18 protein-coding genes and 1 pseudogene are annotated in these 26310 nt (G+C 39.7%); 14 read left to right on the top strand and 5 right to left on the bottom strand.

Going from position 1 to position 26310, the window contains the following annotated elements:
- Nucleotides 1-91: 91 nt before the first annotated feature.
- Together fabZ and IE339_RS22640 are read left to right on the top strand one after the other, a co-directional pair.
- Entirely contained in the window at nucleotides 92-523 is a 432-nt protein-coding gene (fabZ, locus tag IE339_RS22645; protein WP_242172032.1) for a 3-hydroxyacyl-ACP dehydratase FabZ, read from the top strand.
- Between the two features lie 302 nt (nucleotides 524-825).
- Nucleotides 826-1200, top strand: a complete 375-nt coding sequence (locus IE339_RS22640) for a hypothetical protein (RefSeq protein ID WP_242172030.1) — start codon at nucleotides 826-828, stop codon at nucleotides 1198-1200.
- A gap of 422 nt (nucleotides 1201-1622) precedes the next feature.
- Here the strand turns inward: IE339_RS22640 and IE339_RS22635 are convergent, their stop codons facing one another.
- Both IE339_RS22635 and IE339_RS22630 read right to left on the bottom strand, forming a co-directional pair.
- Complete coding sequence (locus IE339_RS22635) at nucleotides 1623-2048, bottom strand: helix-turn-helix domain-containing protein (RefSeq protein WP_242172029.1); 426 nt, start codon at nucleotides 2046-2048, stop codon at nucleotides 1623-1625.
- Between the two features lie 529 nt (nucleotides 2049-2577).
- Entirely contained in the window at nucleotides 2578-3012 is a 435-nt protein-coding gene (locus tag IE339_RS22630; protein WP_242172028.1) for a YwpF-like family protein, read from the bottom strand.
- Nucleotides 3013-3129: 117 nt separating this feature from the next.
- Here IE339_RS22630 and IE339_RS22625 point away from each other — a divergent pair, with 117 nt between their 5' ends.
- Nucleotides 3130-3489 carry a single-stranded DNA-binding protein gene (locus tag IE339_RS22625; protein ID WP_242172025.1) on the top strand — a complete coding sequence of 120 codons (360 nt, stop codon included), beginning with the start codon at nucleotides 3130-3132 and terminating at the stop codon, nucleotides 3487-3489.
- A gap of 440 nt (nucleotides 3490-3929) precedes the next feature.
- Here the strand turns inward: IE339_RS22625 and IE339_RS22620 are convergent, their stop codons facing one another.
- Nucleotides 3930-4976, bottom strand: coding sequence for a C40 family peptidase (locus IE339_RS22620; protein ID WP_242172020.1), 1047 nt, complete (start codon nucleotides 4974-4976; stop codon nucleotides 3930-3932).
- Between the two features lie 433 nt (nucleotides 4977-5409).
- On the opposite strand from IE339_RS22620, the gene galU reads away from it, so the two are divergent.
- The 5 genes from galU to IE339_RS22595 all read left to right on the top strand — a co-directional run bounded on the left by galU (nucleotide 5410) and on the right by IE339_RS22595 (nucleotide 14373).
- The gene (gene galU / locus IE339_RS22615; protein ID WP_277933930.1) at nucleotides 5410-6285 is read left to right on the top strand and encodes a UTP--glucose-1-phosphate uridylyltransferase GalU; all 876 of its coding nucleotides are present in this window, start codon (nucleotides 5410-5412) and stop codon (nucleotides 6283-6285) included.
- 285 nt (nucleotides 6286-6570) lie between these two features.
- Nucleotides 6571-8004 carry an N-acetylmuramoyl-L-alanine amidase gene (locus tag IE339_RS22610; RefSeq protein ID WP_242172017.1) on the top strand — a complete coding sequence of 478 codons (1434 nt, stop codon included), beginning with the start codon at nucleotides 6571-6573 and terminating at the stop codon, nucleotides 8002-8004.
- A gap of 248 nt (nucleotides 8005-8252) precedes the next feature.
- Nucleotides 8253-10187, top strand: coding sequence for a S8 family serine peptidase (locus IE339_RS22605; RefSeq protein WP_242172014.1), 1935 nt, complete (start codon nucleotides 8253-8255; stop codon nucleotides 10185-10187).
- A 308-nt stretch (nucleotides 10188-10495) separates the two neighbouring features.
- Nucleotides 10496-12289: an S-layer homology domain-containing protein gene (locus IE339_RS22600; protein ID WP_242172008.1), complete on the top strand. Its 1794-nt coding sequence runs from the start codon at nucleotides 10496-10498 to the stop codon at nucleotides 12287-12289.
- Nucleotides 12290-12582: 293 nt separating this feature from the next.
- Nucleotides 12583-14373: an S-layer homology domain-containing protein gene (locus IE339_RS22595; RefSeq protein ID WP_242172001.1), complete on the top strand. Its 1791-nt coding sequence runs from the start codon at nucleotides 12583-12585 to the stop codon at nucleotides 14371-14373.
- A 115-nt stretch (nucleotides 14374-14488) separates the two neighbouring features.
- Here IE339_RS22595 and IE339_RS22590 read toward each other — a convergent pair whose 3' ends face one another.
- Nucleotides 14489-15667: a glycosyltransferase family 4 protein gene (locus tag IE339_RS22590; protein ID WP_242171996.1), complete on the bottom strand. Its 1179-nt coding sequence runs from the start codon at nucleotides 15665-15667 to the stop codon at nucleotides 14489-14491.
- 17 nt (nucleotides 15668-15684) lie between these two features.
- On the bottom strand, nucleotides 15685-16803 hold the full coding sequence (csaB, locus tag IE339_RS22585; RefSeq protein WP_053403682.1) for a polysaccharide pyruvyl transferase CsaB: 1119 nt from the start codon (nucleotides 16801-16803) through the stop codon (nucleotides 15685-15687).
- A 360-nt stretch (nucleotides 16804-17163) separates the two neighbouring features.
- On the opposite strand from csaB, the gene IE339_RS22580 reads away from it, so the two are divergent.
- From IE339_RS22580 to IE339_RS22555, 6 genes and pseudogenes are all read left to right on the top strand, one after another.
- On the top strand, nucleotides 17164-18441 hold the full coding sequence (locus IE339_RS22580; protein WP_053403681.1) for a nucleotide sugar dehydrogenase: 1278 nt from the start codon (nucleotides 17164-17166) through the stop codon (nucleotides 18439-18441).
- 132 nt (nucleotides 18442-18573) lie between these two features.
- Nucleotides 18574-19287, top strand: a complete 714-nt coding sequence (locus IE339_RS22575) for a WecB/TagA/CpsF family glycosyltransferase (RefSeq protein WP_242171994.1) — start codon at nucleotides 18574-18576, stop codon at nucleotides 19285-19287.
- A 57-nt stretch (nucleotides 19288-19344) separates the two neighbouring features.
- Nucleotides 19345-20844, top strand: coding sequence for an O-antigen ligase family protein (locus IE339_RS22570; protein WP_242171991.1), 1500 nt, complete (start codon nucleotides 19345-19347; stop codon nucleotides 20842-20844).
- The gene (locus tag IE339_RS22565; RefSeq protein WP_242171990.1) at nucleotides 20841-21941 is read left to right on the top strand and encodes a glycosyltransferase family 4 protein; all 1101 of its coding nucleotides are present in this window, start codon (nucleotides 20841-20843) and stop codon (nucleotides 21939-21941) included. The genes IE339_RS22570 and IE339_RS22565 overlap by 4 nt, the downstream gene beginning before the upstream one ends.
- A 163-nt stretch (nucleotides 21942-22104) precedes the next feature.
- A pseudogene (locus IE339_RS22560) lies at nucleotides 22105-22284 on the top strand (GNAT family N-acetyltransferase); the annotation flags it as partial.
- A gap of 727 nt (nucleotides 22285-23011) precedes the next feature.
- Nucleotides 23012-26161, top strand: coding sequence for an S-layer homology domain-containing protein (locus IE339_RS22555; protein WP_242171988.1), 3150 nt, complete (start codon nucleotides 23012-23014; stop codon nucleotides 26159-26161).
- Nucleotides 26162-26310: the final 149 nt, after the last annotated feature.

The raw sequence follows: 26310 nt of genomic DNA, 5'->3' as shown, positions 1-26310 counted from the left end.
TAGGTTGTATTTGTGTTTTGACGAGAGATTCAGTATAGTAAAATGGTTATGATCTAAATTATTTGTAAAATATTAGAAGGAGTGTGTGGACATGCTTGATATTCAAGAAATCAAAGATATTATTCCTCATCGTTATCCATTTTTATTAGTTGACCGTATTTTGGAAGTGGAAGAAGGTCAAAAAGCAGTTGGAATTAAGAATGTATCAGCGAACGAGGAGTTTTTCAATGGGCATTTCCCTGACTTTCCGGTTATGCCAGGCGTGTTAATTGTTGAAGCACTTGCTCAAGTAGGAGCAGTTGCCATGCTTAAAAAAGAAGAAAACCGTGGACGTCTTGCTTTCTTTGCAGGAATTGATAACTGCCGCTTTAAGCGCCAAGTACGACCAGGCGATCAGCTGCGTTTAGAAGTCGAAATGACGCGCGTACGTGCATCAATTGGTAAAGGAAGAGGAATTGCAACGGTCGATGGAGAAGTAGCGTGTGAAGTGGACATTACGTTTGCTTTAGGAGACAAAGCTTAAGGAAATTTCGTCTACATCTTGATCGATGCTTAGAACTCTACGGAATGTTTATGACCTTTTCTAGCCGTAACGATAAGTATAAAAGTAAGGGATCAACGATAGTAAAAAATGAAGAACACAAGAGATGGAAGTCCTTATGACTTCCATCTCTTGTTGTTAAATGAATTTATTGCTAGAATGATAAAGGTTAGTTCAACTTATCTGATTTTTCAAATGCTTGCTAGTGCTTTGAAGGCGGACAAAGAATTGGCAGGAAAGAAGAACAAATAAGTGAAAAAAAAGTTTGGAGGCTATAATCATTCATGCTAAAAAATCTACCACAAGGAACGAAAATTAGTATTACTCGTTCTATTCATATTGCATTTGAACAGTACATGAGTAACATTCAATGGAATGAAAATCAGTTTGATATAAATGACTTCATCCAGCAATGGAAACAGTATATTGAGCAAAACGCATCTTGGTTTAAGAATTTAGACGCTGAGACGAAGGCAGATCCTATATTTCATGAAGAATTAGCAGGAAAGATCAATGAGACAATCGAAAAGATCTTAGCTGAGGAGCCTACAGAGGAACAAATACATAAACTTGAAGAGCTTACGAAATCGACAGGAAAAGAGATCGATTACTCTTCTAAGCTTGAAGCACGTTATCTTATTGATACGTTATCTAATTAATTGATGATAGATTGAGGCGGTTAGCATTTTTGCTAATCGTCTTTTTGTATGAGGAGAAAAAGCGAACAAAAAAAGGTCAAAAGAACTAAATGGAACGTTTGTTCGATAAAATGATAGATTTTATTAAAAAGAGGTGATAAGATAAAATCAGCAGTCGCAAGAATAATTTTCCACTCTTTACGAAGGGGGATGATGACTATTTCAGTGTTTGAGAGTCTTAATTTACTCGTGCAATCGAATATGATGGTTCTCGCAATGCTGACATTTATCGTATCGCTCATCATGATGTTTAAGAAAAAACAGTAGCTCGACATAAGCTACTGCTTCAAAATGGTTCGTTTCATTTGCGACTGTAATCAGGTGTGGCAGCACCTGATTTTCTTTCTTTTATTGTAAAGAAAAGTGAAAAGATGGGCAAGCATTTAGTTGTTTTTTAGAGAGGCTGTATGTTTAATAAACTCGCACAAAGATGGAATGAAGGTTTCTTGTTGTGTAGAGGGAAGAGAAATAAGCAACTGGATCAGCTGATGAAAAGAAGGATACTGTTCCATTAGCTCTCGCAACTCTTTTACTTCATTTTCGAAAAACGGTGTGGCACCATAGAAGTGATTCGCATCCTTTAAGATACTTTTCCTGGAGCTTTTGCAGCCCTTGTAACCAACGAAGCTATCGATGCTACTATCAAATAAATCACAAATCATCATAATATCCTCGATAGAAGGAAGTTGTTTGTCTGTTTCCCATTTGGTAATTTTAGAGCGAGAGGTGTTCAATTTTAACGCTAGCTCATCTTGTGATAATCCCCGTCTTTTACGTCCTCGTCTGACATTTTTGGCAATTACATTCATTAACATCATCCATTTCATTTCAAAAATTTGATCGATTATAGCACATTTCTACAAATGTGCGAAAAAGTCACTTCTTGTAAAAAAGGAAAACACTATGATGAATAAATATAACGTTTTCTTGAGATTGTGTTACGAAATAGGTGAAACCGTAAGATTCAGTAAGGAACCAGCTGTATAAATAAGTAAGTATCTAAAATAGAGAAAAGAAACCCTCTGTAGTGATAATAAATCCCATTTGTCGAGATTTACGAATAAAAGGGCATTTTGTCACATTTTGGTTGAAAATGTGATATTGAAATTTATGGAAAATGCATTATTATTACAATTAAGTAATAAAAAGGAGGATTGCATATTGACGAAATATTATTTAAGCAGAAGACAGCGTAGTTATAATCAGCTGGAAAGATCCCATACCGATCATTTTTTATTAGGTAAACAGCGCGAGGTATACGTATTTCAGCCTTTAGGAAAAGACCAACGGCGTCATCATTCTAAAAAAAGGACACCTGTTTGTAATCGCTAATCTCTGCTATTTTGAATGTGGAATGGTTTTGTAATGAATTCTCTCTTTAAAATGCTCAAGCAGTTGCTCTCCTTCTAACCCTCGACTAATTAGGTCTTCTAGAATCGTTTCGGCAATGCTTAGCTTGCGCGCAAGCAAGATGCCATCTAACAGAATGCTCACCGTGTGTTCAAATACAGTGATTTTAGCAACGCTCACTTTAAATGTAGCAGGATCATTACTAGGCTTTGTAATCGTAGCTTGAATGGTAAACGGTTTCTTTTCATCATCTAGTTCCTGGAAAAGCTCCACGTATTTACTCTCAACTAACGCCTCAATCGTCCAATGGTTTTCTCCATCTTCCTGATTAATAATTAATCCATCTAGAAGCTCGATGGGATGGCGGTTTTCGTTCTCTTCTCCTACTACGACAGTTAGCGCTACTAATTTAAATGTCTTCATTTTTTGTTCCTCCTCACATCGTAAGATCATAATCAAATTTTATTTCATTATAGCATAAGATGTCGAAAGATTAATATTATTTAACCTATTATCCGTGTTGCGAAAGGAATGAACTCAATGATTAATCAAACGACCCTCGTTGGAAGACTTACAAAAGATCCTCAGCTAAAAAACACATCAGATGGTACAGCATATTCCCAAATCACCTTGGCAGTCAATCGTAATTTTCGCAATCAAGCAGGAGATTTTCATACAGATTTTGTCACTCTTACCTTATGGAGAAAAAATGCAGAAAACACGGTGATTTATTGCCGAAAGGGCTCTGTAATCGGAGTAGTAGGGCGAGTACAAACAAGAAGCTATGATAATCACCAGCAGCAGCGTGTATACACAACGGAAATTATTGCTGAGAGCGTCAAATTTCTGAGTGGGAAAGCCCAGGAAACGTCGTCATCTCAGGAACAGGCTTTCTTATAAAAATGAACGGTAATGAAAGGAGGTGATGCACACCCTTGCTACTAACTTTCTACTAAAAAGAGGAAATTTGCGCTCCTCTAAAAAACCGTTCATGTAACAAATGCATGAACGGTGCAGCACCCTCGTCTACATCCCCCAAGAAAGAAAATAGGTTTACCCTCTCATTCATTTTTTATACCTTCAACCCTAAGCCGGCAGCTGCCGGCTCTTTTTTTGCAATAAAAGTCAAAAATTACATATTTCCCTATGGTAATCTTGAGTCAAGGAGGTGTTAAAGTGATGCCATCATGAGTAGCACTCACATCTTTGAACTACTATCTGGACTTGTTGAGTTAACTTACACATTTCTAGGCCTCTCGATCCGCCTATTTAAAATGATCATTTTTTACTTCACATAAAAAGCACTTAGGAGACATCCCAAGTGCTTCTACTTGTGTATATTAGTTATTGTTAAAATGTTTTGCCCCTAAGTAGCGAGGTGCCCAGTAGCTGTTATCAAGGCTTGAGATCGTGACCCCTGTAGAAGATCCAGCATGAAGGAATTGACGGTTACCAAGGTAAATTCCAAGATGTGACGGACCAGCTTTATAGGTCGTAAAGAAAACAAGGTCTCCAGGCTGTGGATCGCTAACAGACGTAGACATTCTCCAGTAATCTGCCGTTGTAAGACGCTTAACAGAAATTTGCTTATTTAATACGTAATTGATCATTCCGCTGCAGTCGAATCCAGACGTTGTGTTACCGCCCCATTTATATGGAATTCCCATTAACGTTTTCGCATCACTAATCATTTTCGAAACGTCAATGCCGTTATCACTTACCGGAGCAGACGGTGAATCACTAGCGCTACTTGCTTTATGAAGAGTTAGCACTTGATTAACGAAAATAGCATCTGATGTTAAGTTGTTCCATGCTTTCAGATTTGCGACTGATACATTAAATAAGCGTGAGATTTTCGATAAGCTATCTCCACCTTTTACGGTATATGTATTAGTTGCTTGGTTACCTGTACTTGGTGTGCTAGGAGCAGGCTTTGTTTCAACAGGTGCTGTAGGTGTATTGCTTGTACGAGACACTTTTAATGTTTGCCCAGCATAAATTTGATCACTATCCAAATTATTTAGCCTTTTCAAGTCTGTTATAGACAGCTTAAATTTAGTGGAAATTTTCCAAAGACTATCTCCGCTCTCTACCTTATAAGTAGAGACAATAGCTGAGGCGGATGGTTTGTTTGACGTAGGCTTGGCCGGTGAAGACACAGGCGCATTTTTACCTGGAATGTATAGGGTTTGTCCAATACGAATTGTGTCAGAGGTTAGCTTATTGAGTGATTTTAATTCAGTGGTCGTTAAATTGTACTTTTTTGATAATCCCCATAGAGAATCACCAGATTGTACCTTAATTTCATCTGCTGAAGCGTGCGAGTGGAATAGAAATGCGCTTCCGATTGCTGCAAAAGCAGTCATTGATAAGACTTTCTTTTTCATATTCATCCTCCTGAATTCAGAATTTTCAAATATATGTAAGTGTGACAATAGTATACTATTTAGTTATTCTACTTTTTTCTTATTACTTTACTATAATATGACAATTAAATGGTGAAAGTAAATAGTTTGTTGGAATTATATGTTCAATTATACATTCTAAAGATCTATGTATGATCTTCTTGAACACGTTTCGTGAATTTTTTTTAGTTATTTTGTCTTATTTTGTAGATTTATTGCGGTTTTGTAGGGAGTGACAAAGAAGTGGTGCTCCCAGCTTTTTATACATATCGTCTGAATTAAGAAGATGTTAACAAGATGTCAGGTAAAAGGTAAACTTTAAAGTGGATGTCACGTCAAAGTGTAAAAAGTGCCTATTAAAAGTCGATGAATAGCATATAATTTTTCTATAATAGAGATGAGGGGGGACAGCATAGTGAACATACGTAAAGCCATTATACCAGCAGCAGGACTAGGCACCCGATTTTTACCAGCTACAAAAGCCCAGCCAAAAGAGATGCTTCCGATCGTTGATAAGCCAACAATTCAGTATATTGTTGAAGAGGCTGTGAGATCTGGAATCGAAGACATTATGATTATAAGCGGACGTGGAAAGCGAGCAATTGAAGATCATTTTGATAAATCCTATGAGCTTGAAGAAGAGCTTAGTAAGCGTGAAAAGTGGGACATGTTAGAAGGTATTCAGCGTATTTCAAACTTAGCCAATATTCATTATATACGCCAAAGAGAGCCTAAGGGCCTGGGAGATGCAATTCACCGTGCAAAAACGTTTGTTGGAGATGAGCCATTTGCGGTATTGCTTGGGGACGATATAATCGATTCAGATGTACCCGTACTGTCACAGTTAATGGATGTGTACCAAACATATGAATGCCCTGTGATCGGCGTACAGGCTGTACCAGAGGGAGACGTAAGCAAATATGGAATTCTTCATCCACGAGAGTATGAAAGTGGTCAAACAGTTATACCAATTCGATCACTAGTAGAGAAGCCAAGCGTTCAAGAAGCGCCTTCTAATCTCGCCATTATGGGCCGATATATTTTGACCCCTAATATCTTTAATGTTTTAGCATCGTTGGCTCCTGGGGCTGGAGGAGAAATTCAGCTTACGGATGCGCTGTCTCAGTTAAGCGAGCAGCACGAAATGGTAGGCTATCTTTTTGAAGGGAATCGATATGACGTAGGAGATAAAATAGGCTTTTTAAAGGCTAACCTTGATTATGCCCTTCGACGAGAAGAATTAAGAGAACCACTTTTAGCATACATAAAAGAATTGGTACGAAATCAGTAAATGGGTAGAACCGAACCAAAATAGTTCGGTTCTACCCGTTTTTTTATGATGCATTCGAGCGCATAATTTTTTTGTGGGGATAGGAATTAGTGCAAATTGCTATATTTTTATGAGCTATTAGAACTATTTTTTCTGTTTATCCCTAAAAAGGGACTAATTACCTCGAATATTATTAAGAATTTCTATAATTAGTCGAAGTTACTAATGATTCTATTATATGTTAATAGTTTCATTGTTTAATATATACTAGATTATGGCAGTTGTATTCTGAAAGGAGAGGAAGAATTGAAGAACAAAAGCACCATTGTCTTGGCCATCTTGGTTTTATTGATTAGTGCTTTTACGATCCCAGTAAAGGCCGCCACAACGTTCAGCGATGTGAGTAGCAGTTACCGAGCTGCAAAAGAAATTTATTATTTAGCAGAGGGAAATATTATTACAGGGTCTAATGGATCTTTTCATCCAAACAGCGACATTACAAGAGCAGAAGCAGTTTCCATTATTGGACGAGCTGTTGGGTTAAACGGCACGCAAAGAGAAACTCGTTTCGTGGACGTTCCCTCAACAAGCTTTGCATCAGGTTATATCCAATCTGCCTTTGAAAAAGGATTTGCAAATGGATATAGCGGCGGCTACTTTAAGCCTGGTCAGCACGTAACGCGAGGAGAAATGGCCCTATTTATTAGCAAGGCATTTGGCTATCATGCAACGACAACAGATGCAGCGATCAATGAATTGTTGTCTCGACATATTTCAGAAGGAATGGCAAATGGAGACTTTGGTGGCAAAGAACTTATTAAACGAGCCGACTTTGCGGTTTTTGTTGCGCGCGCAATTAATGATGAGCTTCGCCCTAACTACAAGCCTGTCTATCCGCAAGAAGGTACAGTAACAGCAAGTTCTCTACTTGTTCGAAAAGGACCTTCTACAACCTATGGATCGATTAGCTCTTTTGCAAAAGGCACAAAGCTTAATGTATCACATGCAGTTGGAAATTGGATTCAAGTTACGAATACAGCAAAGACTGTGACAGGTTTTGTGAGTAAGCAATATGTGACTCTGACAGATGTCGATGTTCCGGAAGTACCTACAACGCCACCGCCGACTAAAAATCCATTAGCGGGACAAACCATTGTTATTGACCCTGGTCATGGTGGGACAGATCCGGGTGCGTTAGGTAGTGGATTACGTGAAAAAGACGTGGTGTTAGATACTGGTCTAAAAGTTCGCAATATCCTGAAGAGAATGGGAATTTCTTATTACATGACCCGTGAAACAGATGTGTTCATCGTTCTGCAAGATCGCCCTGTACTGGCAAAAAGTCACGGCGGAGATGCGTTTGTTAGCATTCACGCAAATAAATTTAACGGCTCAGCAAACGGTACCGAAACATATTATTACGGAGCTGCAGCTACTGCAACAAATCCATACATCACAAAAAGTAAATTGCTAGCACAAAGCATTCAAAAACGGTTACTGACAGAATGGCAGCTGAATGATCGAAAAGTCAAAACGGCTAATTATTACGTGTTAAAATACAATTCAATGCCATCTAGTCTAGCAGAGCTAGGGTTCATCGATAACCCGACGGATGCCAAAAAGCTAGGATCAAGCGTTTGGCGAGAACGTGCTGCTGAAGCCATTGTGCTAGGAATTTTAGATTACTATAAAGCGAGCGGTTATAACGTATCATCACTATACGATAAAGTTCGCCCGTAGATCTATTCCACATCAGAAGGAAAAGTAAACATCTTTTAAAAGAGAGCTTTTGGCTCTCTTTTTTTTATTATTTTCATACACCGAATTAGCGACCAGAGACGTGTATATTTAGTAAAATTACCCTCTCTCTTTTTTCTCGTAGGGATATTTAATTAAGTAGAGAATCTAGAATTGTTTTTATCTTTTGGTTACATTAAGATAAAGAGGAAAATAGTAGTTTAGTAAAATGATAGGGAGAAATGTCCATAATGAAAAAAATGACGACCATTGCTGCACTTAGCTTCACTCTTTTGGTTTCTCCATTTTCTTTTACCTCATCTTCTGCAGATACGGTAAAAGAGCGCGTGCTTGTTTCCTTTAAAGGAGACATTGATCAAAAGCTTCTAAATCAAGTAGGAGCAGAGGACGTGCATAATTTTGATGAGCTTCATGTTTCTTCTATTAACGTGCCATCAAATCTTGTTCCCGTCCTGCAGGCTGATTCTAATGTCAGTGAAGTAACAGAAGAAAAGACGTACGAAGCACAAGGGTATAGCACAGCGCCACAGCAGGTGCTATGGTCCAACAAGGCGGTGCAGGCGCCAACAGCAAAAAGCCTCGGATATACAGGGAAAGGTGTAAAAATTGCTATTATAGATACTGGTATTGATCGTAACCACCCTGATCTGAAGGTTGCTGGAGGAGCATGCTTTAACGAGGATGCTTACGGAACTCGCTATTGTCCAAATGGCTATCAGGATGACGAAGGCCATGGAACTCATGTAGCTGGAATTATTTCAGCACAAAATAACTCTGTTGGAATAGTCGGTGTTGCACCAAATGCAGGGATCTATGCTGTAAAATCATTGAATTCCGAAGGGGAAGGAACAACAACGTCTATTTTAGCAGGCATTAACTGGGCGATCCAAAATAAAATGGATGTTATTAACCTAAGCCTAACAGCTGATGAAGATGATTCAATGCTGCATAGAGCAGTTGATAAAGCCTATAACAATGGCATTCTTGTTGTGGCAGCAGCAGGAAATACAGGAAAAGCATCCGGACAGGGCGATACGGTTCAGTTCCCAGCTCGATACAGCAGTGTCATTGCTGTATCATCTGTAAATAGCCAATTCAAACGTGTTCCCAGCTCTTCAAATGGCGATAAAGTTGAAGTAACGGCACCCGGAGATGATATCTATAGTACGGTTCCGCTATCCGTCGATTGGGATGGTAAGCGTGATGGCTACACGTGGATGACAGGTACGTCAATGGCGGCTCCGTTTGTTGTAGGTGTTCTCGCTCTTTATAAAGAGAAGTATCCGCTTAAAACAGGTGCAGAGCTTCGTGATATGTTAGATTCAACGGCTTTTGATTTAGGAGCAAAGGGAAAAGATCAATATTTTGGATATGGTCTAGCCATGTTTAAAAATAGTCAATCTGTTTCCACACCGTCAGCAGCCGTAAGCACGGGGAAAGCAGCATTTACGCTACCAGCGCTTCCTGCTGGAGCAAGCTACAATATTTACCGTGATGGACAGCTTTTAAAATCAAACGTCACAAACACGTCCATTGAAGATTACGGCGTAAAAGGAACGTATTCTTACGAGGCAGCGGTTGTAACAGGAGGGCTTGAACGGGACTGGACATCAACTATTTCGGCAATGATTACAGAGCCTTCTTATTTAGATGTACAAAAGCAGGATCGTTTTGCATCTTCAATTGGTTATTTAAGTCATTATCATATTGTTAGTGGCTTTCAAGACGGTCGCTTCGGCGTACAGCTTTATCTAAAACGCTCTGAGGCAGTTGTAATGGCTGCACGTGCCATTGGTTTAGACGGTACACCTCGAGCTACAAAATTTAGCGACGTACCGAAAACAAGCTTTGGTTCAGGTTATATTCAGTCTGCGGCTGAAAAAGGCATTATCTCAGGATTTGGAGATGGAACATTCCAGCCACAACAACTTGTTACGCGCGCAGAAATGGCCATTCTTTTAGCAAGAGCCTATGATTTAAAATATATGACGACAAGTTCTTACAAGGATGTTTCAAGCAGCATGGCTGCCGCAAGTTCGATTAAAAAACTTGCTTACTACCGTATTACAGAAGGCTATCCGGATCGTACTTTCCGTCCGTATAACCAAATCATTCGCGGTGATTTTGCCATTTTCTTAGCAAATGCAGAAAAGCTAGGCAAATAAGCCAAGAGAACAAAAGAGCGCTGATCTCAATGAGATCAGCGCTCTTTTTATGTACATGACATGGCGTCTACCAAACAGAATGAGAGGAACAAAATGATAGAGTTTGCATATGATAGTAGTTGATTAACATCCAAAAGCTCCTATTAATTACTTTAGAACTATTAATAAATGCCTGTTTACTCCGATAAATAACAATATTTGATAATTTAATAGATGATTTTGTCTACAAATGTAGAATTATATGGAATTAGAAAATAGATTAGTTATCAAAACATTGTGTAACGGTAATTAAAGGAGGAAACAGGAATATGAAGAAACTCGTAAGCAGCCTTCTAATAGGAGCCATATTAGTAGGAGGAACGCCTCTCATGACAGCACAAGCAGCTGATGATGGTATTACAGGTATTGCTCTTGAGAATGAAGTTCGTGATTTAATCGCAAGAGGGATTCTACAAGGAACTAACGGTGACTACAAGCTAAATGCAATCGTAACGCGCGGAGAATTTGCTGCGTTTATTTCTCGCGCACTTAAATTACCTGATGGAACGGGTAATTTTGCAGATGTTCCAGCGAGTGTAGCTTTAGCAAAAGGAATTTACAGTGCATATAGTGCTGGTCTTGTGAGTGGTTATAAGGATGGCTTGTTCCATCCAAGTGAGCCAATTACTCGTGAGCAGGCCGCTGCAATCATTAAAAAAGCACTTGATTATAAGCAAGTAACCGCACCTTCAACACCTGCTTCTTTTTCAGATTTAACAACGGCCAGTCCGTCCTTCCAAGCCTCTATTTTACAGGTTGCAGGTTATGGAATTATTAAAGGAAATGCTAATCCTGACGGGACGTACGCCTTTTCCCCAACCAAACAAGCAACGCGTGCTGAAGCAGCTGCCTTCATCTCAAGAATGCTGAAGCTCGTCGAAGCACAAGAAGTACCAAAACTTTCGAGCTTAGGTCTTGCATACGCAAAACCGACGACAGCTGATCACGTCCTAAAAATCTATCCAACCTCGGTTTTAAGCGGTGACTATATTACGTACGTGAGTGCTGATACAGAGATGCGCTATTTATCCTCTGGAGCAGGTTATGTGCAAGTAGCTATTAATGATGTGGTAGGCTACGTGAGTGCTACTCAAGTCCAGCTAGTCGATCAAAAAGACGCCATTGCAAAATCATATTACCAGGCTTCAGGCGGTAAGCTTGTGCATCGCCTTTATAACGTTACAACCGACACCTATGTAGGCTACGAATACGGCCCTGCACCGGCACAGCTAGAGTCCGGAAAGAAATACTATAGTCCAAACGGCTATTCATTTTACGATGAAGCAGGTACATTTATCGGCAACTTCTATCAATATTTTAACTACCTGCCAATTCGCAGTAAAACAAACTATACGGCGGAAGAATTAAATAACTATGTTCAAAAGAATTTCCCAGCCAAATCGGGAGTAAACACAATTGGTACGTTAGGGGAGTACTTTAAAAAGGCCGAAGCATCTTACAACGTCAATGCCCTTTACCTAATGGCACATGCTTTAACGGAAAGCACAAATCTAACTCGTCCGAACGGTGTAAGTCAAATTGCGGATGAGAAAAAGAACATTTACGGAATTAATGCAACGGATCGCGATCCAAGCGGGGATGCAAAAGCATTTAAAACGTATGAAGATTGCATTAACACGTATGCCAGAGAATATATGAACAATCGCTATGCAGATCCAGCGAACAAATATTTCAATGGATCGGTATCTGGCAATAAGTCAGTTGGGTTTAACGTGATGTATGCCTCTGATCCGTTCTGGGGTCAAAAAGTATCTGGGCATATGTACCGCGCGGATCGCTTTTTAGGCGGAAAAGATTACGGCGTGTATAACATTGGGCTAACGGTTAAATCAGGCGTGTATGTCCGTGAAGGGGCAACGGTGGATTCAAACTTCCTCTATAAATACCCTGATTTAGGAACGCCTTTCATTATTCTTGGAAACTCCTCACAGCCTGACGGATATAGCTGGTATAACATTGTATCTGATGACATTCGTTATAACAGTGCTTATACGAGAGCAGATAACATTCAAGAAATGACGTATGTACCGAAAAACTACTAAGAATATGAGATGAGAAAGAACGGCTCTTTAATAAGGGCTGTTCTTTTTTATATGAATACTTTCGTTCATTAGTGGGGTGGGGGACAGACCCTTTCGACAAAGATTTCGACAAAATTACCATAAAAAGAGAATTATCAATTGGAAGAATAGTATAATAATAGATGTTTCATCGTAAGAGCTGTTCTATGACCATGGAAAATCATAATCCTGAGCATGCAGGTGGAATAGAAGAGCTTTTATGAAAATGGTTTGTAAGCAAAGGCAAGGTAACAGTAGTAAAAGGGGGAGAACAAATGAAGAAGATAGCAAGTAGTGTGGCTATTGGCGCTATGCTGTTAAGCGGTGCACCTGTCATAAAGGATGTACAAGCCTCCACAGTTGTGAGCGCAACAAGTGCGCTTCAAATGGAAGTGCAGGACTTAATTAACAGAGGAATTTTAAAAGGAGTTAACGGAGATTATAAGCTTTCAGAGCATGTGACAAGAGGACAGTTTGTCGCGTTTATTGCACGTGCGCTTGATCTACCTAAAGGTGAAGGGAATTTCTCTGATGTTCCACAGAACTCAGCGTTAGCAAAAGATATCTACAGCGCCTATAGTTCAGGTATAGCAAGTGGTTATACAGCGACGACGTTTGAACCGAATAAGGACATTACGCGTGAGCAAGCCGCTTATATGGTGAAAAAAGCGCTGGATTTCAAGGGAGTTTCTGAAGCAAAAACAGCGTTTGCCTTTTCAGATATGGGACAGGTAAGAGAGGCATTTCGTCCATCTATTTTGCAGGTTGCGGCGTATGGGATTATCCGTGGTAATTCAAATGGAGACGGTACCTATGCATTTTCGCCGAAAGAACTCGCAACGCGTGCCCAATCAGCTGCGTTCGTTTCACGTATGCTAAATCTCATTGAACATCAAACACCAGAAGCACCAGCAGAAAGCGGGATTGCTTATGCCAACACTTCTGGACAAGCTCTTAAAATTTATAAAGACGAAAATACGAATGCATCCGTGTTTTTGACAAGCGTAGCGGATAAGACAGAACTTTCGTATGAGTTAGTGAAGGGCAATGATGCGGTTGTAAAAGTAGAAGTAAACGGTGCAGTAGGATATGCAAAACGCTCTGAATTACAGCTTACGACAGCTGACAAAGTAAAGCTTAATTATTATAAAGCAGAAAACGGTGTTCTGTACCATTATACATATACGTCGGGAGCAGGTATTTCACACAGAATTGAGTATGGAGCGGTTCCGTCAGCATTAAAAGAAGGCGTTGTCTACTATAGCCCGAACGGCCACGATTTTTATACGAAGGATGGTAAAGCGGTAACAACGTCTTATCAGTATTTCAATCAATTATCTGTTCGAACGACAAGTGCTTACACGGCTGAAGAGCTGAACAGCTACGTGAAAAAATATATGGATCCAAGCAATCCCTTAGCTAATCTCGGTGCAGCGTTTAAAGAAGCAGAAGCCAACTATCATATTAACGCTCTGTATTTGCTTTCTCATGCGATTCATGAAAGCACGGCTTCCGGCTCAAAAGCGATGAATGCAACAGCGCTCCAAAAGAAAAACTTATTTGGTATCGGCGCTTTTGACGGAGAAGCGGAAAAAGGAATGCACACATTCGCTACGTTTGAAGATGGTATTCAATACTATACGGCGTTGCTAAACGGCAGCTACTTAAGCTACAAGCCAGGGAATAACTTCTTTGCAGGAGCGCAACCAGGAAACAAAGCCGTTGGACTTAATGCACACTATGCGACAGATCCGTTCTGGGGAGAGAAAATTGCAGGGTGGATGTTTGAAGTAGACAGCGCCCTTGGCAAAAAGGATTTCGGACGTTATCAAATTGGTGTAACGAAAGAACCTGGTGCTAACTTCCGTGTAGCACCTACGACATCTCAAAGCATTGCATACGAATATCAAACAGTAGGTACGCCGTTTACCGTTATCGGAAAAACGACAGCACCTGATGCGGGTGGTCACTACTGGCATGAAATTCAGTCAGACGTGATTGGTGTAGAAAAAGTATACTTACGTGATGATATTGGCGTAGTCGTTCCTTATGCAGGAATGAAGTAAGATAAATGAAACAACATAAAAAGGCGCTCCCGTTTTTGACGGGAGCGCCTTTTCTTTAATGCTTTAACGGAGTGGGGGTCTGTCCCCATTCGACAAATTAGTAAAATTATTCCAATTAACCCTTCTTAGCCAAAGCCTTCAAATAAATCTGCTCGTACTTTTCAGCCGCAGCAACGTGCGAGTACTCAGCTTCGATTTTAGCGCGGGCGTTTTTCGCTAGCTCCGCACCTTTTTCAGGATTCTCAAGAAGGAAATTCATCGCATCCGATAGCTCTTTAACGTTTTTCTCTTCTACTAATAGACCATCACGCTCAGGTTCAACGATTTCTTTTAGTCCACCAACCGCACAGGCGATTAACGGTGAACCAGATCCCATTGCTTCAAGAGCAGAGATTGACGTCGCTTCCTCAACCCCAGCAGAGTGAACGCTCGGTACAAGAACGATATCTGAAAGCGCATAGTACTCTTTTACTTTTTCATGTGCGACAGCACCAAGAAGAGTAACGGAGTTTTGCAATCCTTTTTCAGAGACGATACGTTCAATTTCTGTACGTGCTTCACCGCTTCCTGCATAGATCAGCTTCACGTTTGGATGCTTTTCTAACACAGCTGGAAGTGATAGGGCAGGGTAGATAACGCCGTTTTTACGTGTAAGACGACGTGGAACAAACATAATTGGATCTTCAACAGAAAGTCCGTTTTGTTTGCGTAGCTCTGCTTTTCGTTCTTTTTCTGGACGGAAGCCGTGAATATCGATGAAGTTACGAATAGCCGTACCTTCTACACCGGATACGTCTTTTACGTAATCAAGGAGACGTTGGTCTACTGTAATTACTTCAAGCGTTTCACGGTATGATTTAATTTCAACGTCCTGCATGAATTTAGCTTCTGCGCTTCCTTCATCCATTGACCCTTTACTGATCGATTCAAATGCCATATATCCGTGAACAGTCGAAACCGTCGGTAGACCTGCATCAAGTGCAGCAAGCGTTGTGAATGGATCTTGTGCATGAACTAAATCATAGTTCTCATGCGCGCGTTTCTTCATTAAGTTCGTTAGCATTTTTTGACGCTGTTTATGACTGTAGACAATCCCTTTTCCTTTTTTTAGCTTGTTCAATACGAAGCTTGGTCCTTGAGCAGAAAGCTTGCGAACAGCCGGAGGAATATCGGAAAATGAAAGAACGTCAACTTTATGACCTCGTGCTTCCAGACCTGCTTTTAATGTCGTCACATGGGTGGATAGTCCGCCAGCATGAGGGTAATCATACGCCGTTGCGATTAAAATTTTCATGCGTACTCATCCTCCTTTTATTTTGTGTATACGAATTTTTCTTTTAATAGATCTAGGTTGCGCATCGCTTCTGCACGGAGTTGAGCCGCGTTTGCTTGCACGACTTGTGAATGCTCTTCACGATTGTCTAACAGCGTAAGTGCGTTTTGTGTGAGTTTCGCGCTGTCGATTTCTTCTAGAACAGCTGAGTAATCCCACATGCCGCTGCGTTTTAGTAAGCTTTCTACTTTTTTATCGTAGCTGAACCCGATATGTGGTACACCTGTTAACGTCGAGAAGATTAGAGCGTGAAGTCGCATTCCAATCGTCATTTGACATTGACCGATAAAGTTCAAGTATTGATTCGGAGTAAAGTCCGTTCCAAGGATGTGACACTTGTCTGCATGTTTCATATGCTTCATCACGTCACGGCTTGCTTTATCGTCATGATGACCTTCCATCGGAACAAATACAGGCGTAATGCCGCGTTGTTCGATTAGTTCGTCTAAAATTTCTGCCATTTGTTCAAATTGCTTTACCTTTTCAAACCAAGGTCGAACGGATACCGCTACAAGGTTGTCCTTACGCTCTAACTGCGGAAGGCTGTCCATGCATGACGTATCCTCTTTGCGATGAAACGCAAATACGATATCAGATGTTACGATCGTCTCAGGCTTTGTTACGCCTAATTTGTGAAGTAAGTCTTTTGAATACTGATCACGAACCGTAACAAAGTCCGCCATGTTTGCGAACATCTTCATGAGCGTTTTGCCCCACTTTGAGTTAACCGGTCCAATTCCTTGAGAGAAGAACATGACCTTTGTTCCACAAAGCTTTGCTAAAAAGACAATAAGTAAATAATAAGGAAGCGGGCCGAAAAGGAACTTCGTTGGATACGTATCCTGAAGTAATCCGCCACCACCGCTGATGAGTAAGTTCGCTTGACGAAGCGCACGTACTTTTCCTTTAAAGTCTTGCTTCCAACCGCGGAAGATACTTTTTACGTTATGCGTTTTAGCTGTTTCTTCTGGTGATAATGAAAACACCGTAATGTCCGGTGAGTCTAATTCCTGACGCAGATTATCGATAATTGCTTCTAAAATTGCTTCATCGCCTGTGTTTCCTAAACCATAAAATCCTGAGATAACAACTTTCAAAGAAGTGAATCCTCCTTAATTTTCATAGTTCGTAGCTATTGCTTCTGTACACCCTTATATTCTTCGCAAAAGACGAATGATTTATGGGTAATAAGAAAGCGGGTAAAAGAAAACAAGACTCCCGTGTGAGAGTCGACCAAAAAGGCGCATCATTTCATGGTTGCATTAAAGCGGTTTCCTGCTTTATACTTCACTCCATGAGTGATGCAAAACTACCGTATATTTTAGCACCTTCCTCCAATTTATTCAATGTAAATGGTGCACACTCTATCACAATTTGTTATACTATGTTAGGAATTGCCGAACTAAAGCATACTAACAACAAACATACCTGAAAAACGAAAAGAGAGGTCTTATCAGATGAAAAAGATCTGTGTAATTGGTTTAGGATATATAGGTTTACCGACAGCTGCTATTTTTGCCAAAGCTGGGTACGAAATTGTTGGTGTAGATGTAAACCAAAAGGTAGTAGATTCCCTTAATAAAGGTGAAATTCATATTGAAGAAGTAGGCTTACCAGAGCTTGTAAAAGAAGTTGTGAAAAGTGGAAACTTACGCGCTTCTCTAGAGCCTGAGAAAGCAGATGTATATATTATTGCGGTACCAACGCCAATTCATGAAGACTTCACGGCTGACGTGGATTACGTTGTATCAGCAACAAAACGTGTTGCTCCTTACTTAGAAAAAGGAAACGTTGTAATCGTTGAGTCTACGATTCCTCCACGTACAATGGATGATGTAGTAGCACCGATCATTCGTGAGCACGGCATTGACCCTGAACACGATGTAGCGATTGCACACTGCCCAGAGCGCGTTCTACCAGGCCGTATTTTAATCGAGCTAATCGAAAATACGCGTATCGTTGGTGGATTAACGGAAGAAGCTGCAACAAAAGCAGCAGACGTATACCGCGCAGTTGTAACAGGTGATGTGATTGAAACGAAAGCTGTTACAGCAGAAATGTCTAAATTAATGGAAAATACGTTCCGTGACGTGAACATTGCCCTAGCGAATGAGCTAGTAAAAATCTCTAGTCGCTTAAATGTGAACGCACACGAAGTTATTGAGCTTGCGAACAAGCATCCGCGTGTAAATCTTCATCACCCTGGACCAGGTGTTGGTGGACATTGCTTAGCGGTTGACCCTTATTTCATTATTGAAAAAGCGCAGGCAGAATCACCACTGATTCAAATTTCACGTCAAATCAACAACTCAATGCCAGATTTCGTTTACGATCAAGTAAACCGTCTAACAGCTGAGTTGCCAACGCCGAAGATTGCGGTATTTGGTCTAACGTACAAAGGAAACATTGATGACGTGCGTGAAAGTCCAGCGATTGAAATCTATGAAAAGCTAGCAAGCAATCCTCGCTTTAACGTAGTGGCACATGACCCACACGTACGCGAAGAGCAAGTGAAATTCCCACTTGTATCGTTTGAAGAAGCGGTTCAAGACGCAAACCTTGTGCTTGTGTTAACGGATCATAATGAATTCAAGCAAATGGATACAGCAGAGCTAGTAAAACGTATGGCAACACCAGTTGTCTTTGATACGAAAAACTGTGCACACATTGATAACGATTCAATCATGCACTACCGTATCGGTGACTTAACGAACTTACAGGCTATTCAAGCATAATAATTAATCGTAATTTGACAGAAGGCTGTCCTGAATTAAATAGCCATTCCACTTCATTCTTGTGAGGTGAACGGCCCGATTTGGGACAGCCTCTGTTACAGCTACGAAAGACGGATAAAGGAAGAGTGTCTCATGCAGAAAGAAACGTATTTAGGGGTAGACGTATCACCTTTAAATTATGAGGAAATTATCGCTGATCTTCGTGGTCGCATGGCAAAAGGTGAGAAATCAACGATTATTGCCGTTAACCCAGAAAAAATGATTAAAGCAGAAACAGACGCTGACTTAAAACAGCTTATTAACGAATCGACGTATCAAATTCCAGATGGTATTGGAGTTCTACTCGCATCTAAATTGAAAAAGGGCCATATTCGCTCACGCGTAACCGGCGTTGATATGATGGACCGTCTTCTTCGTTTTGCGGCTGAAGAGGGGAAACGCGTCTTTTTTTATGGAGCGAAAGAGGAAGTCGTTCGTGTCGCAAAGGAAAACATTGAAAAGAAATATCCCACTATTCAAATAGTTGGCTATGAAAATGGCTATGAGAAGGACAACGATAAAATTGTTCGTCATATCCAAGAAGTGAATGCTGATCTTGTGTTTGTAGCGATGGGTAGTCCTCGTCAGGAGCACTGGATTCGTGAGAACATGCATCATGTTCCGGCAACCGTGTTTCAAGGAGTAGGGGGAAGCTTTGATGTGTATGCAGGTCATGTGAAACGTGCACCTGAATTCTTCCAAAAGCTTGGTCTTGAATGGTTTTATCGTTTAATTACACAGCCTAGTCGCTTTAAGCGTCAGCTGGCACTTCCACGCTTTTTATTGAAAATTCTCTTTTCTAAATAAATGCTTGTTTGGAAAGTGAAATAATACTTAACTTTTATGCAAGAAAGGATTCAATTCATGAATGTAAATTGGAGAGACTTTTGGTTTTTGTATGTTGCTGTGATTTTATTAGCAGTCGCATTAGTCGTTCCACATAGCATCGTGGGGTATGCCGTTACGCTTGTCTTCATGGCACTAACGCTATTCTCACCGAAAAATGGACTAATGCTCTTATTAATCTACTTCCCAACGCGATCATTTTTAATGCAGGTGAACCCCAGCTTAAAAATCATGGGTGATGCAATCATCGTGATTGCGTTCCTACGAGTGTTAATTGATTCTCGTAGAGATGTAAAATCTATTTTCAAACTGCACGTGTTTGAATGGGCCTTTATTTTATTTTGTGTAGTCGGTGCTGTTGCTGGATTAATTACAGGTGTTGGACCTGGAGCAATCGTTTTCCAACTACGCGCATTCCTTGTAACATTTATCTTATTCTATGTCGTAAGACGCCTAGATGTAAAAAAAGAAGACGTACTAAAATTTTTATGGACAACCTTCATTGTCGCGGTTGTACTATGTATCCACGGAATTGTGGAGAAAATCTCCGATCGTTCGATGCTTATGCCGCAATTTTGGGTTGATCGCATGCTTTCTCCTAATAACCGTTCCCGTATCTACGGTTTAATAAACAACCCGAACATGCTAGCGGTATTCCTATCGATCTCATTTATGCTGACGCTGTATTTAAAACGTCTCGTTGTGAGAGCGTCAACAAAGGGAATTCTAAACGTCGGAATGATTCTGATGCTTGGCATTACCATCTTAACGTATTCACGAGGTACGTGGATCGGGCTTATTATTGCGTTCATCGTGTACATGATCCTGACTCGTAACTGGAAAGTGCTCGTCCAAACCGTTATTTTGGGTGTTTTCGCAACGGCAATTGTGTACTATCCAGTTGTAAAAGCTGCCGATGCATATCACTCTCAAAAAGAGATGGAAAACTTGCCTCCAGACCAGCAGCCTGAGGATAACGAAAATGATTCAGAGCCTGGTGACAACGGAGAAGATCAAAGCAAAGATAAAGAACATTCAGCTGCATCAGATCGTCTCAACCAAACGTTCAGCAGTGAAACGTTAGAGCAAAGTAGCCAAACAGGTCGCTTGTTCATCGTTAAAAAAGGCTTTGAAGTGTTTAAAGACCATCCGATTATCGGGACAGGATTTGCAACGTACGGTGATTCCGCTGCGAAAAGCAATCCATCACCGATCTATGAAGACTACGATATTACAGTAAACATTTATGCGGATAACCAGTACATTGTCGTGATCACGGAAACAGGGATCGTTGGTGTCGTTCTGTTTGCAGTATTCTTACTAGGTATGGTCGTTTATCTATGGAAGAAACGTCATGATACAGTCATGGCTGCACCAGTTCTTGCGGTGTTATTCGGTATTTTATTCTGCGGATTGATCTACAACATCTGGGAGGATAAGACGTTTACGGCTTACTTCTTCATGATGCTCGGAGCAGTCGCAACTGGAATTGAAATGAGAAGGAAGAGTTTGCTATGAGAGTTCTACACTTAATTAGCGGAGGGGAAACAGGTGGTTCAAAAAACCACCTTATTTCCTTATTACGACATATTGGAACGGAAGATGTATTCCTAGGCGTGTTTCAAGAAGGGCTTCTTTCAGAGGAAGCGCGTCAGGCAGGCGTTCCTGTTACGGTATTTAAGCAAAAGTCGCGCTATGATTTTTCGATTTTATCGTCGATTCGTCGATTTATGAAAGAGAATCGAATTGATATCATCCATACGCACGGGCCACGCGCCAATACGTTTACGTTTCTGCTTCGTAAAACGATGAAGTTCACATGGATTACGACGATTCACAGTGATCCGCGTCAGGATTTCATTAAGGGCGGCGTGAAAGGGAAAATTTTCACGAAGATTAACATGGCGGTTATCAAGTCCATTGATCATTTCTTCGCGGTGTCCGAGCGATTTAAGGATATGATTGTAGGGTTCGGTGTGAATTCGTCTAAAATCACCACGATTTATAACGGCATTGAGTTTGATCTTCCATTAGAGAATAAGCTTACGCGTCAGGAAGTCGGCCTTACTGAGACGGATTTCGTTGTGACGATGGTTGCGCGTCTTCATCCGATTAAGGGTCATAAAGAGACGTTTGAGGCGATTGGGCAGCTAAAGGACGAGATTCCAAATGTGAAGCTCTTGTTAGTTGGGAATGGGCCAATCGAGGATGAGCTGAAGGCACTTGTAAAAGAGAAGGGATTAGAGCATCACGTTCTCTTTGCAGGGTTCCAAAAGGATGTTCATTCATTCTTGGCACTATCGGATGTGAAGCTGCTTGCGTCGTACAGCGAGAGTTTCCCGCTTGTAATTCTAGAGTCAGCGAGAGCGCACGTGCCGGTTATTTCAACAGATGTGGGCGGCGTGAAGGATATGATTTCGGGTTCATCGCTTGGTTGGATCATTCCAACGAAGGATTCAGGAGCGATTGCCGGAGCGATCAGAGAAGCGTTCCACGAGAAGGCAACAGGTGAGCTTTCTCAAAAAGGGATGAATTTATATAAGAAGGCATCAGCGAATTATTCTGTGAAGCAGTTGGCTGATGCAACAATCAAAACGTACCAGGGTCTTTTATGAGACTTTGGTGCGTTTTTTTTATCGGTTCGGATCTTCGTTACAGGCTGCTTCGCTTTCCGCAGAGCGAGCGCTGAGCTTCCTCGTCACTTCGTTCCTGCGGGATCTCACCTGACTCGCTAGTCCTGCAGGAGTCTTCGCATCTTCCACTGCAATCCTTCACCATGGTTTTCACCACTTACAGCTAGAAAGAGTTCAAGCCCTCATTGAACCTGATAACATTCCATCAATAAAGTTAGTCGAAAAGCAACGTTTTGTAAAAGAAGGACTTCTCAGACATTATGAATACGGAGCAGGGAAGTTTGATGATCTGTACATGTACTCACTCTTAAAAGAAGAACGATAGATTTATCTATCTAAATACCTATGTATTTAAAACGGTGTGACGTTTTTTTGTCCATTTATAATAATCTCTCATTAAAAATAGAAAAAACCTCCATAAACTCCTAAAGATAAACACAAAAAGGCCGATAACAATACCGGAACAACGATTTATGCATATATAACTAGAACCATTTTCTTAAATAAAATCATTATGAACATGATGAAATCCTATAAGGTCTCCTTAAATGCTGACACATAGACATTACTAGAGAGGATGTTAGCTTATTGGATTTTAAGTTGAGTATAATAGTGGTTCTAAAATAACAAGGATGTATGAACTACTTTTTTATAAAAAATTAACAAAAAGTACTTCCAATATTTACTTCTAGTGTGTATAATCATATTTGTTTCTGTTTTTTACCAATAAAGAATAAAATTTACTTGGTAAAAAAGTATATTTTTTTACAAATTTCATCTTTTTATTCATTTTTATGTAAAAAAAGGTTGAAATAATATCCTATTTTGGTAGAATTATCTACGAACCTTTTATTCTATTGTTTTGAATAGTTAGTAAAAATAGTTCATATGTAGCTGTTAAGCTTTCTTTTCATAAGTGTAAATACATATTCGATGATTAATATGTAGTACATAAGTAGAGTTAGAAGGAAACATTAGTGTCGTTATAAATCGTTGGACCAACCTTCGATTCATAATAATAAAACTTGCACAAAACGGGGAGGATTTATTACATGGCTTACCAACCTAAGTCTTATCGTAAATTTATCGCAACTGCTGCTACTGCAACTATGGTTGCTGGTGCTGTTGCTCCATTAGCTACATTCGCTGCTGAAACTAGTTTCAAAGATGCTACAGGCATCTACAAAACTCCAGTTGAATACCTAGTGGAAAAAGGATTTGTAAACGGAGTATCTAAAGATGAGTTCGGTGTTAGCGCGAAAGTAAAACGTGGCGACGCTGCAGTAATTCTTTCAAAAGCTCTTAACCTTTACGGAACTCAAGCTCCAGACGCTGGTTTCACAGATCTTGCTGCGAAATACAAAGATGCTGTTAACCCACTTAAAGCTGCTGGAATCATCAGTGGTAAAACTGCAACTGAGTTCAAACCAGATGATTTCTTAACTCGTGGTGAAGTAGCGATCATTTTAGCTAAAGCCTACAAATTAGAAGCTAAAAACCAAGAAGCTCTTCCATTCACAGATGTAAACAAAAACTATGCTCCATTCGTAAAAGCATTAGTAGACAACAAAGTTGCTAACGGTACAACTGCTACAACTTTCGGAACTGCTTCTGACATTACTCGTGGTCAAATGGCAATTTTCTTATATAATGCAATTAGTGTAAACTCTGAAACACCAGCACCAGTTAAAGTTGATACAGTAACTGCAATTGATACTAAGAGCTTTAAAGTTAACTTCAAGGAAGCTCTAGATGCTAAAGCTGATCTTGCTAAAGAACTTAAAGTAGAAGTAACTTTAGCTGACGGTACAAAAGTTACTCCTGTACCAACAAAAGTAACTGTTTCTGAAGATCGTAAATCAGCAGTTGTAGAACACGCTAACAATGATTTAGCTGGTCTTGCTGGTAAATTATCTGTAAACGGTACTGAATTAACATTTGATTACACTAAAGCTGCTGTTAAATCAGTAAGTGCGATTAACGCTAAAAGCTTAAAAGTTGAATTCAACAAAGCTGTTGATACAACTAAAGCTAAGTTTGAAGTTAAACGTGACACAGTTAAACCAAGTGTAAAAGAAATTAAATTCTCTGATGATAAAAAATCTGCAACTATTGAATTTAATACTAATATGCTTGCTGGTGATTACACTGTATCAGTAACAGGTTTAACTGATACTGCTTTAACAGGTTCAGTTAAGGTAGCTGCAGAAAAATTAAGCACAATTGAATTTTTATCTGATGTTGCAGTCATCAACGGTAACGACATCAAGGTAAATGTTCAAGCTAAAAACCAATATGGTGAAATTATTAACGATAAGTTAGCAACTACGAATTCAAACATCTCTGTTTCTTCTTCAAAAGGTGCAACTGGTCATACAATTGACAAAGATGGTATCTTAACTGTTAAAGGTGGAGCTGGCGATTTCAAAGCAGATGATAAAGTTGTTGTAACAATCGTTGATTCAGCAACAGGTGTTACATCTACTAAAACAGTAACAGTTGCAAAATCAGCACAAGTTGATTCTATTCAACTAGGAGAACTTAAAACTGATGATGAAGATTTAGCTAAAAAACCTGTAAACGTTGCTAACATGAATGCAGACGCAGCTAAATATTATGTACCAGTTGTTATTAAAGACCAATATGGTAACACGTTAAAAGCTGCAGATTTAGCTGGTGTAAACGTATTATCTTCAAACGAGAACATTGTTAAAGTTGCTTCTACACAAATCGTAGATCTACCAAAAGTGGGAACTGTAATTAAACTTCAAACTCCTACTGCAACTGCAACATATGGTACAGCAGTATTAACAGTTGTTTCAGCTGGAACAGGTAAAACAGCTAGCGTTTCTGTAAAAGTGTTAGAAAATGCTAAAACAGACGTATTGACTGTATCTACACCTGAAACTACTTTAAAACAAGGTGTTAAAACTGACTTACCTTTCTCAGCAGCAGATCAATATGGTAATGCATTGGTTTCTTCTACTGAACTAGTTAAAGATGGTACTTCAACAGCAACAGTACTAAAATTCACTGACGGTTCATCAATTACTGCAACTGGTGCAGAGTTAGAATACTCAGTTGATTATGGTAATAAAAATAAAGTAAAAATTTCTGTTAAACCAACAGCTAAAAATGTTGTATTAACTGCTGTTTCAGCAACAGGAAAAGCACAAACACTTAACCTAACAGCTGAAGAAGCACCTAAAGCAGCAACATTAAGTGGTTTATCAGAAGATCTTTACACTGCAATTCAAAAGGATGAAACAGAAACGATTGGTGTAAATGATGTTATTGTTAAAGACCAATATGGTGAAGATATTGCGTTACCTACGGGATATTCATTAAAATTTGAAGCAGTTGACGGAACACTTGATACTGTTTCAATGACTGAAGATACATTAGATAACACTACAACTACCTCTACAGTTGCTACAGCAGCAATTAAAGGTACTGAAGCTATCCAAATTTCATTAGTAGATAACAATTCTAAAGTACTAGATAAAGTAACAGTAAATCTTGAAACTGTTGAACTTAAAGATATTACAAGTTTTGGTTTTGAAACTGTTGGAAATCTTTACTCAGGATCTACTTATAAGTACGGAAATGTTACAACAGACTATGATAAAGATTTAGCGATCTTTGGTAAAAAAGGTTCAACTACTGTATTAGTTGATCAAGATTTATTAAAATCGACTACTATCTCTACACCACTTGTAGTTACTGGATCTACTATTGTTCAGAACAGTAACAAAGTTGTAACTGATGGGGCAGCAAAAACTGCAACATTAACAGGTGTAATTGCTGGTGCTACAGACCCTATTACAGTAACACAAACTGTTACTTACAATGACGCTCAAAGCGTTATCAAGGATGTAATAGTTCGTAAAACTTCTGGTGCTAAGTCTACGATTACAGACGGAGCAGTAGTGGTACCAGTTGCTAGCCTTGCTGGCAAGAAAATTGGACCAGTTGGTGCTGACTCAACGTTCCAATTCTATGCTAAAGATCAATATGGTGTTTTAGCTAAAGAACTTTCTTATACAGTAACTAACCTTAAATCAACTACTGCTACTGCAGTTGCAATTGCAAATAATGGTGCAGTAACAGTAACTGGCGCTCTAACTGCTGGTGATACATTCACAATTACTGCGATCGTTGACGGTGTAGTTAAATCCATCAAAGTTATTGTTGGTGCATAATTAAGAATTGTTACTACGCAAGTAGTAATGTGCGATTTCTAATTGCAATATAATAATAAAAAGCCTTGTAAAATAATATTTTACAAGGCTTTTTATTATTATATTTATAGCTTATTTAAATTTAAATTGGTTAATGAATATTAAAATAA

This window comes from Priestia koreensis (assembly GCF_022646885.1).
In the GTDB taxonomy this organism is placed as follows: Bacteria; Bacillota; Bacilli; order Bacillales; family Bacillaceae_H; genus Bacillus_AG; species Bacillus_AG koreensis_A.
This window is presented reverse-complemented; position numbering and strand designations above follow the sequence as displayed.

Excerpts from the sequence above, each read along its gene's own strand:
- fabZ (WP_242172032.1), top strand. The coding sequence starts at position 92 with ATGCTTGATATTCAAGAAATCAAAGATATTATTCCTCATCGTTATCCA.
- IE339_RS22640 (WP_242172030.1), top strand. The coding sequence starts at position 826 with ATGCTAAAAAATCTACCACAAGGAACGAAAATTAGTATTACTCGTTCT.
- IE339_RS22635 (WP_242172029.1), bottom strand. The coding sequence starts at position 2,048 with ATGAATGTAATTGCCAAAAATGTCAGACGAGGACGTAAAAGACGGGGA.
- IE339_RS22630 (WP_242172028.1), bottom strand. The coding sequence starts at position 3,012 with ATGAAGACATTTAAATTAGTAGCGCTAACTGTCGTAGTAGGAGAAGAG.
- IE339_RS22625 (WP_242172025.1), top strand. The coding sequence starts at position 3,130 with ATGATTAATCAAACGACCCTCGTTGGAAGACTTACAAAAGATCCTCAG.
- IE339_RS22620 (WP_242172020.1), bottom strand. The coding sequence starts at position 4,976 with ATGAAAAAGAAAGTCTTATCAATGACTGCTTTTGCAGCAATCGGAAGC.
- IE339_RS22605 (WP_242172014.1), top strand. The coding sequence starts at position 8,253 with ATGAAAAAAATGACGACCATTGCTGCACTTAGCTTCACTCTTTTGGTT.
- IE339_RS22600 (WP_242172008.1), top strand. The coding sequence starts at position 10,496 with ATGAAGAAACTCGTAAGCAGCCTTCTAATAGGAGCCATATTAGTAGGA.
- IE339_RS22595 (WP_242172001.1), top strand. The coding sequence starts at position 12,583 with ATGAAGAAGATAGCAAGTAGTGTGGCTATTGGCGCTATGCTGTTAAGC.
- IE339_RS22590 (WP_242171996.1), bottom strand. The coding sequence starts at position 15,667 with ATGAAAATTTTAATCGCAACGGCGTATGATTACCCTCATGCTGGCGGA.
- IE339_RS22580 (WP_053403681.1), top strand. The coding sequence starts at position 17,164 with ATGAAAAAGATCTGTGTAATTGGTTTAGGATATATAGGTTTACCGACA.
- IE339_RS22575 (WP_242171994.1), top strand. The coding sequence starts at position 18,574 with ATGCAGAAAGAAACGTATTTAGGGGTAGACGTATCACCTTTAAATTAT.
- IE339_RS22570 (WP_242171991.1), top strand. The coding sequence starts at position 19,345 with ATGAATGTAAATTGGAGAGACTTTTGGTTTTTGTATGTTGCTGTGATT.
- IE339_RS22565 (WP_242171990.1), top strand. The coding sequence starts at position 20,841 with ATGAGAGTTCTACACTTAATTAGCGGAGGGGAAACAGGTGGTTCAAAA.
- IE339_RS22555 (WP_242171988.1), top strand. The coding sequence starts at position 23,012 with ATGGCTTACCAACCTAAGTCTTATCGTAAATTTATCGCAACTGCTGCT.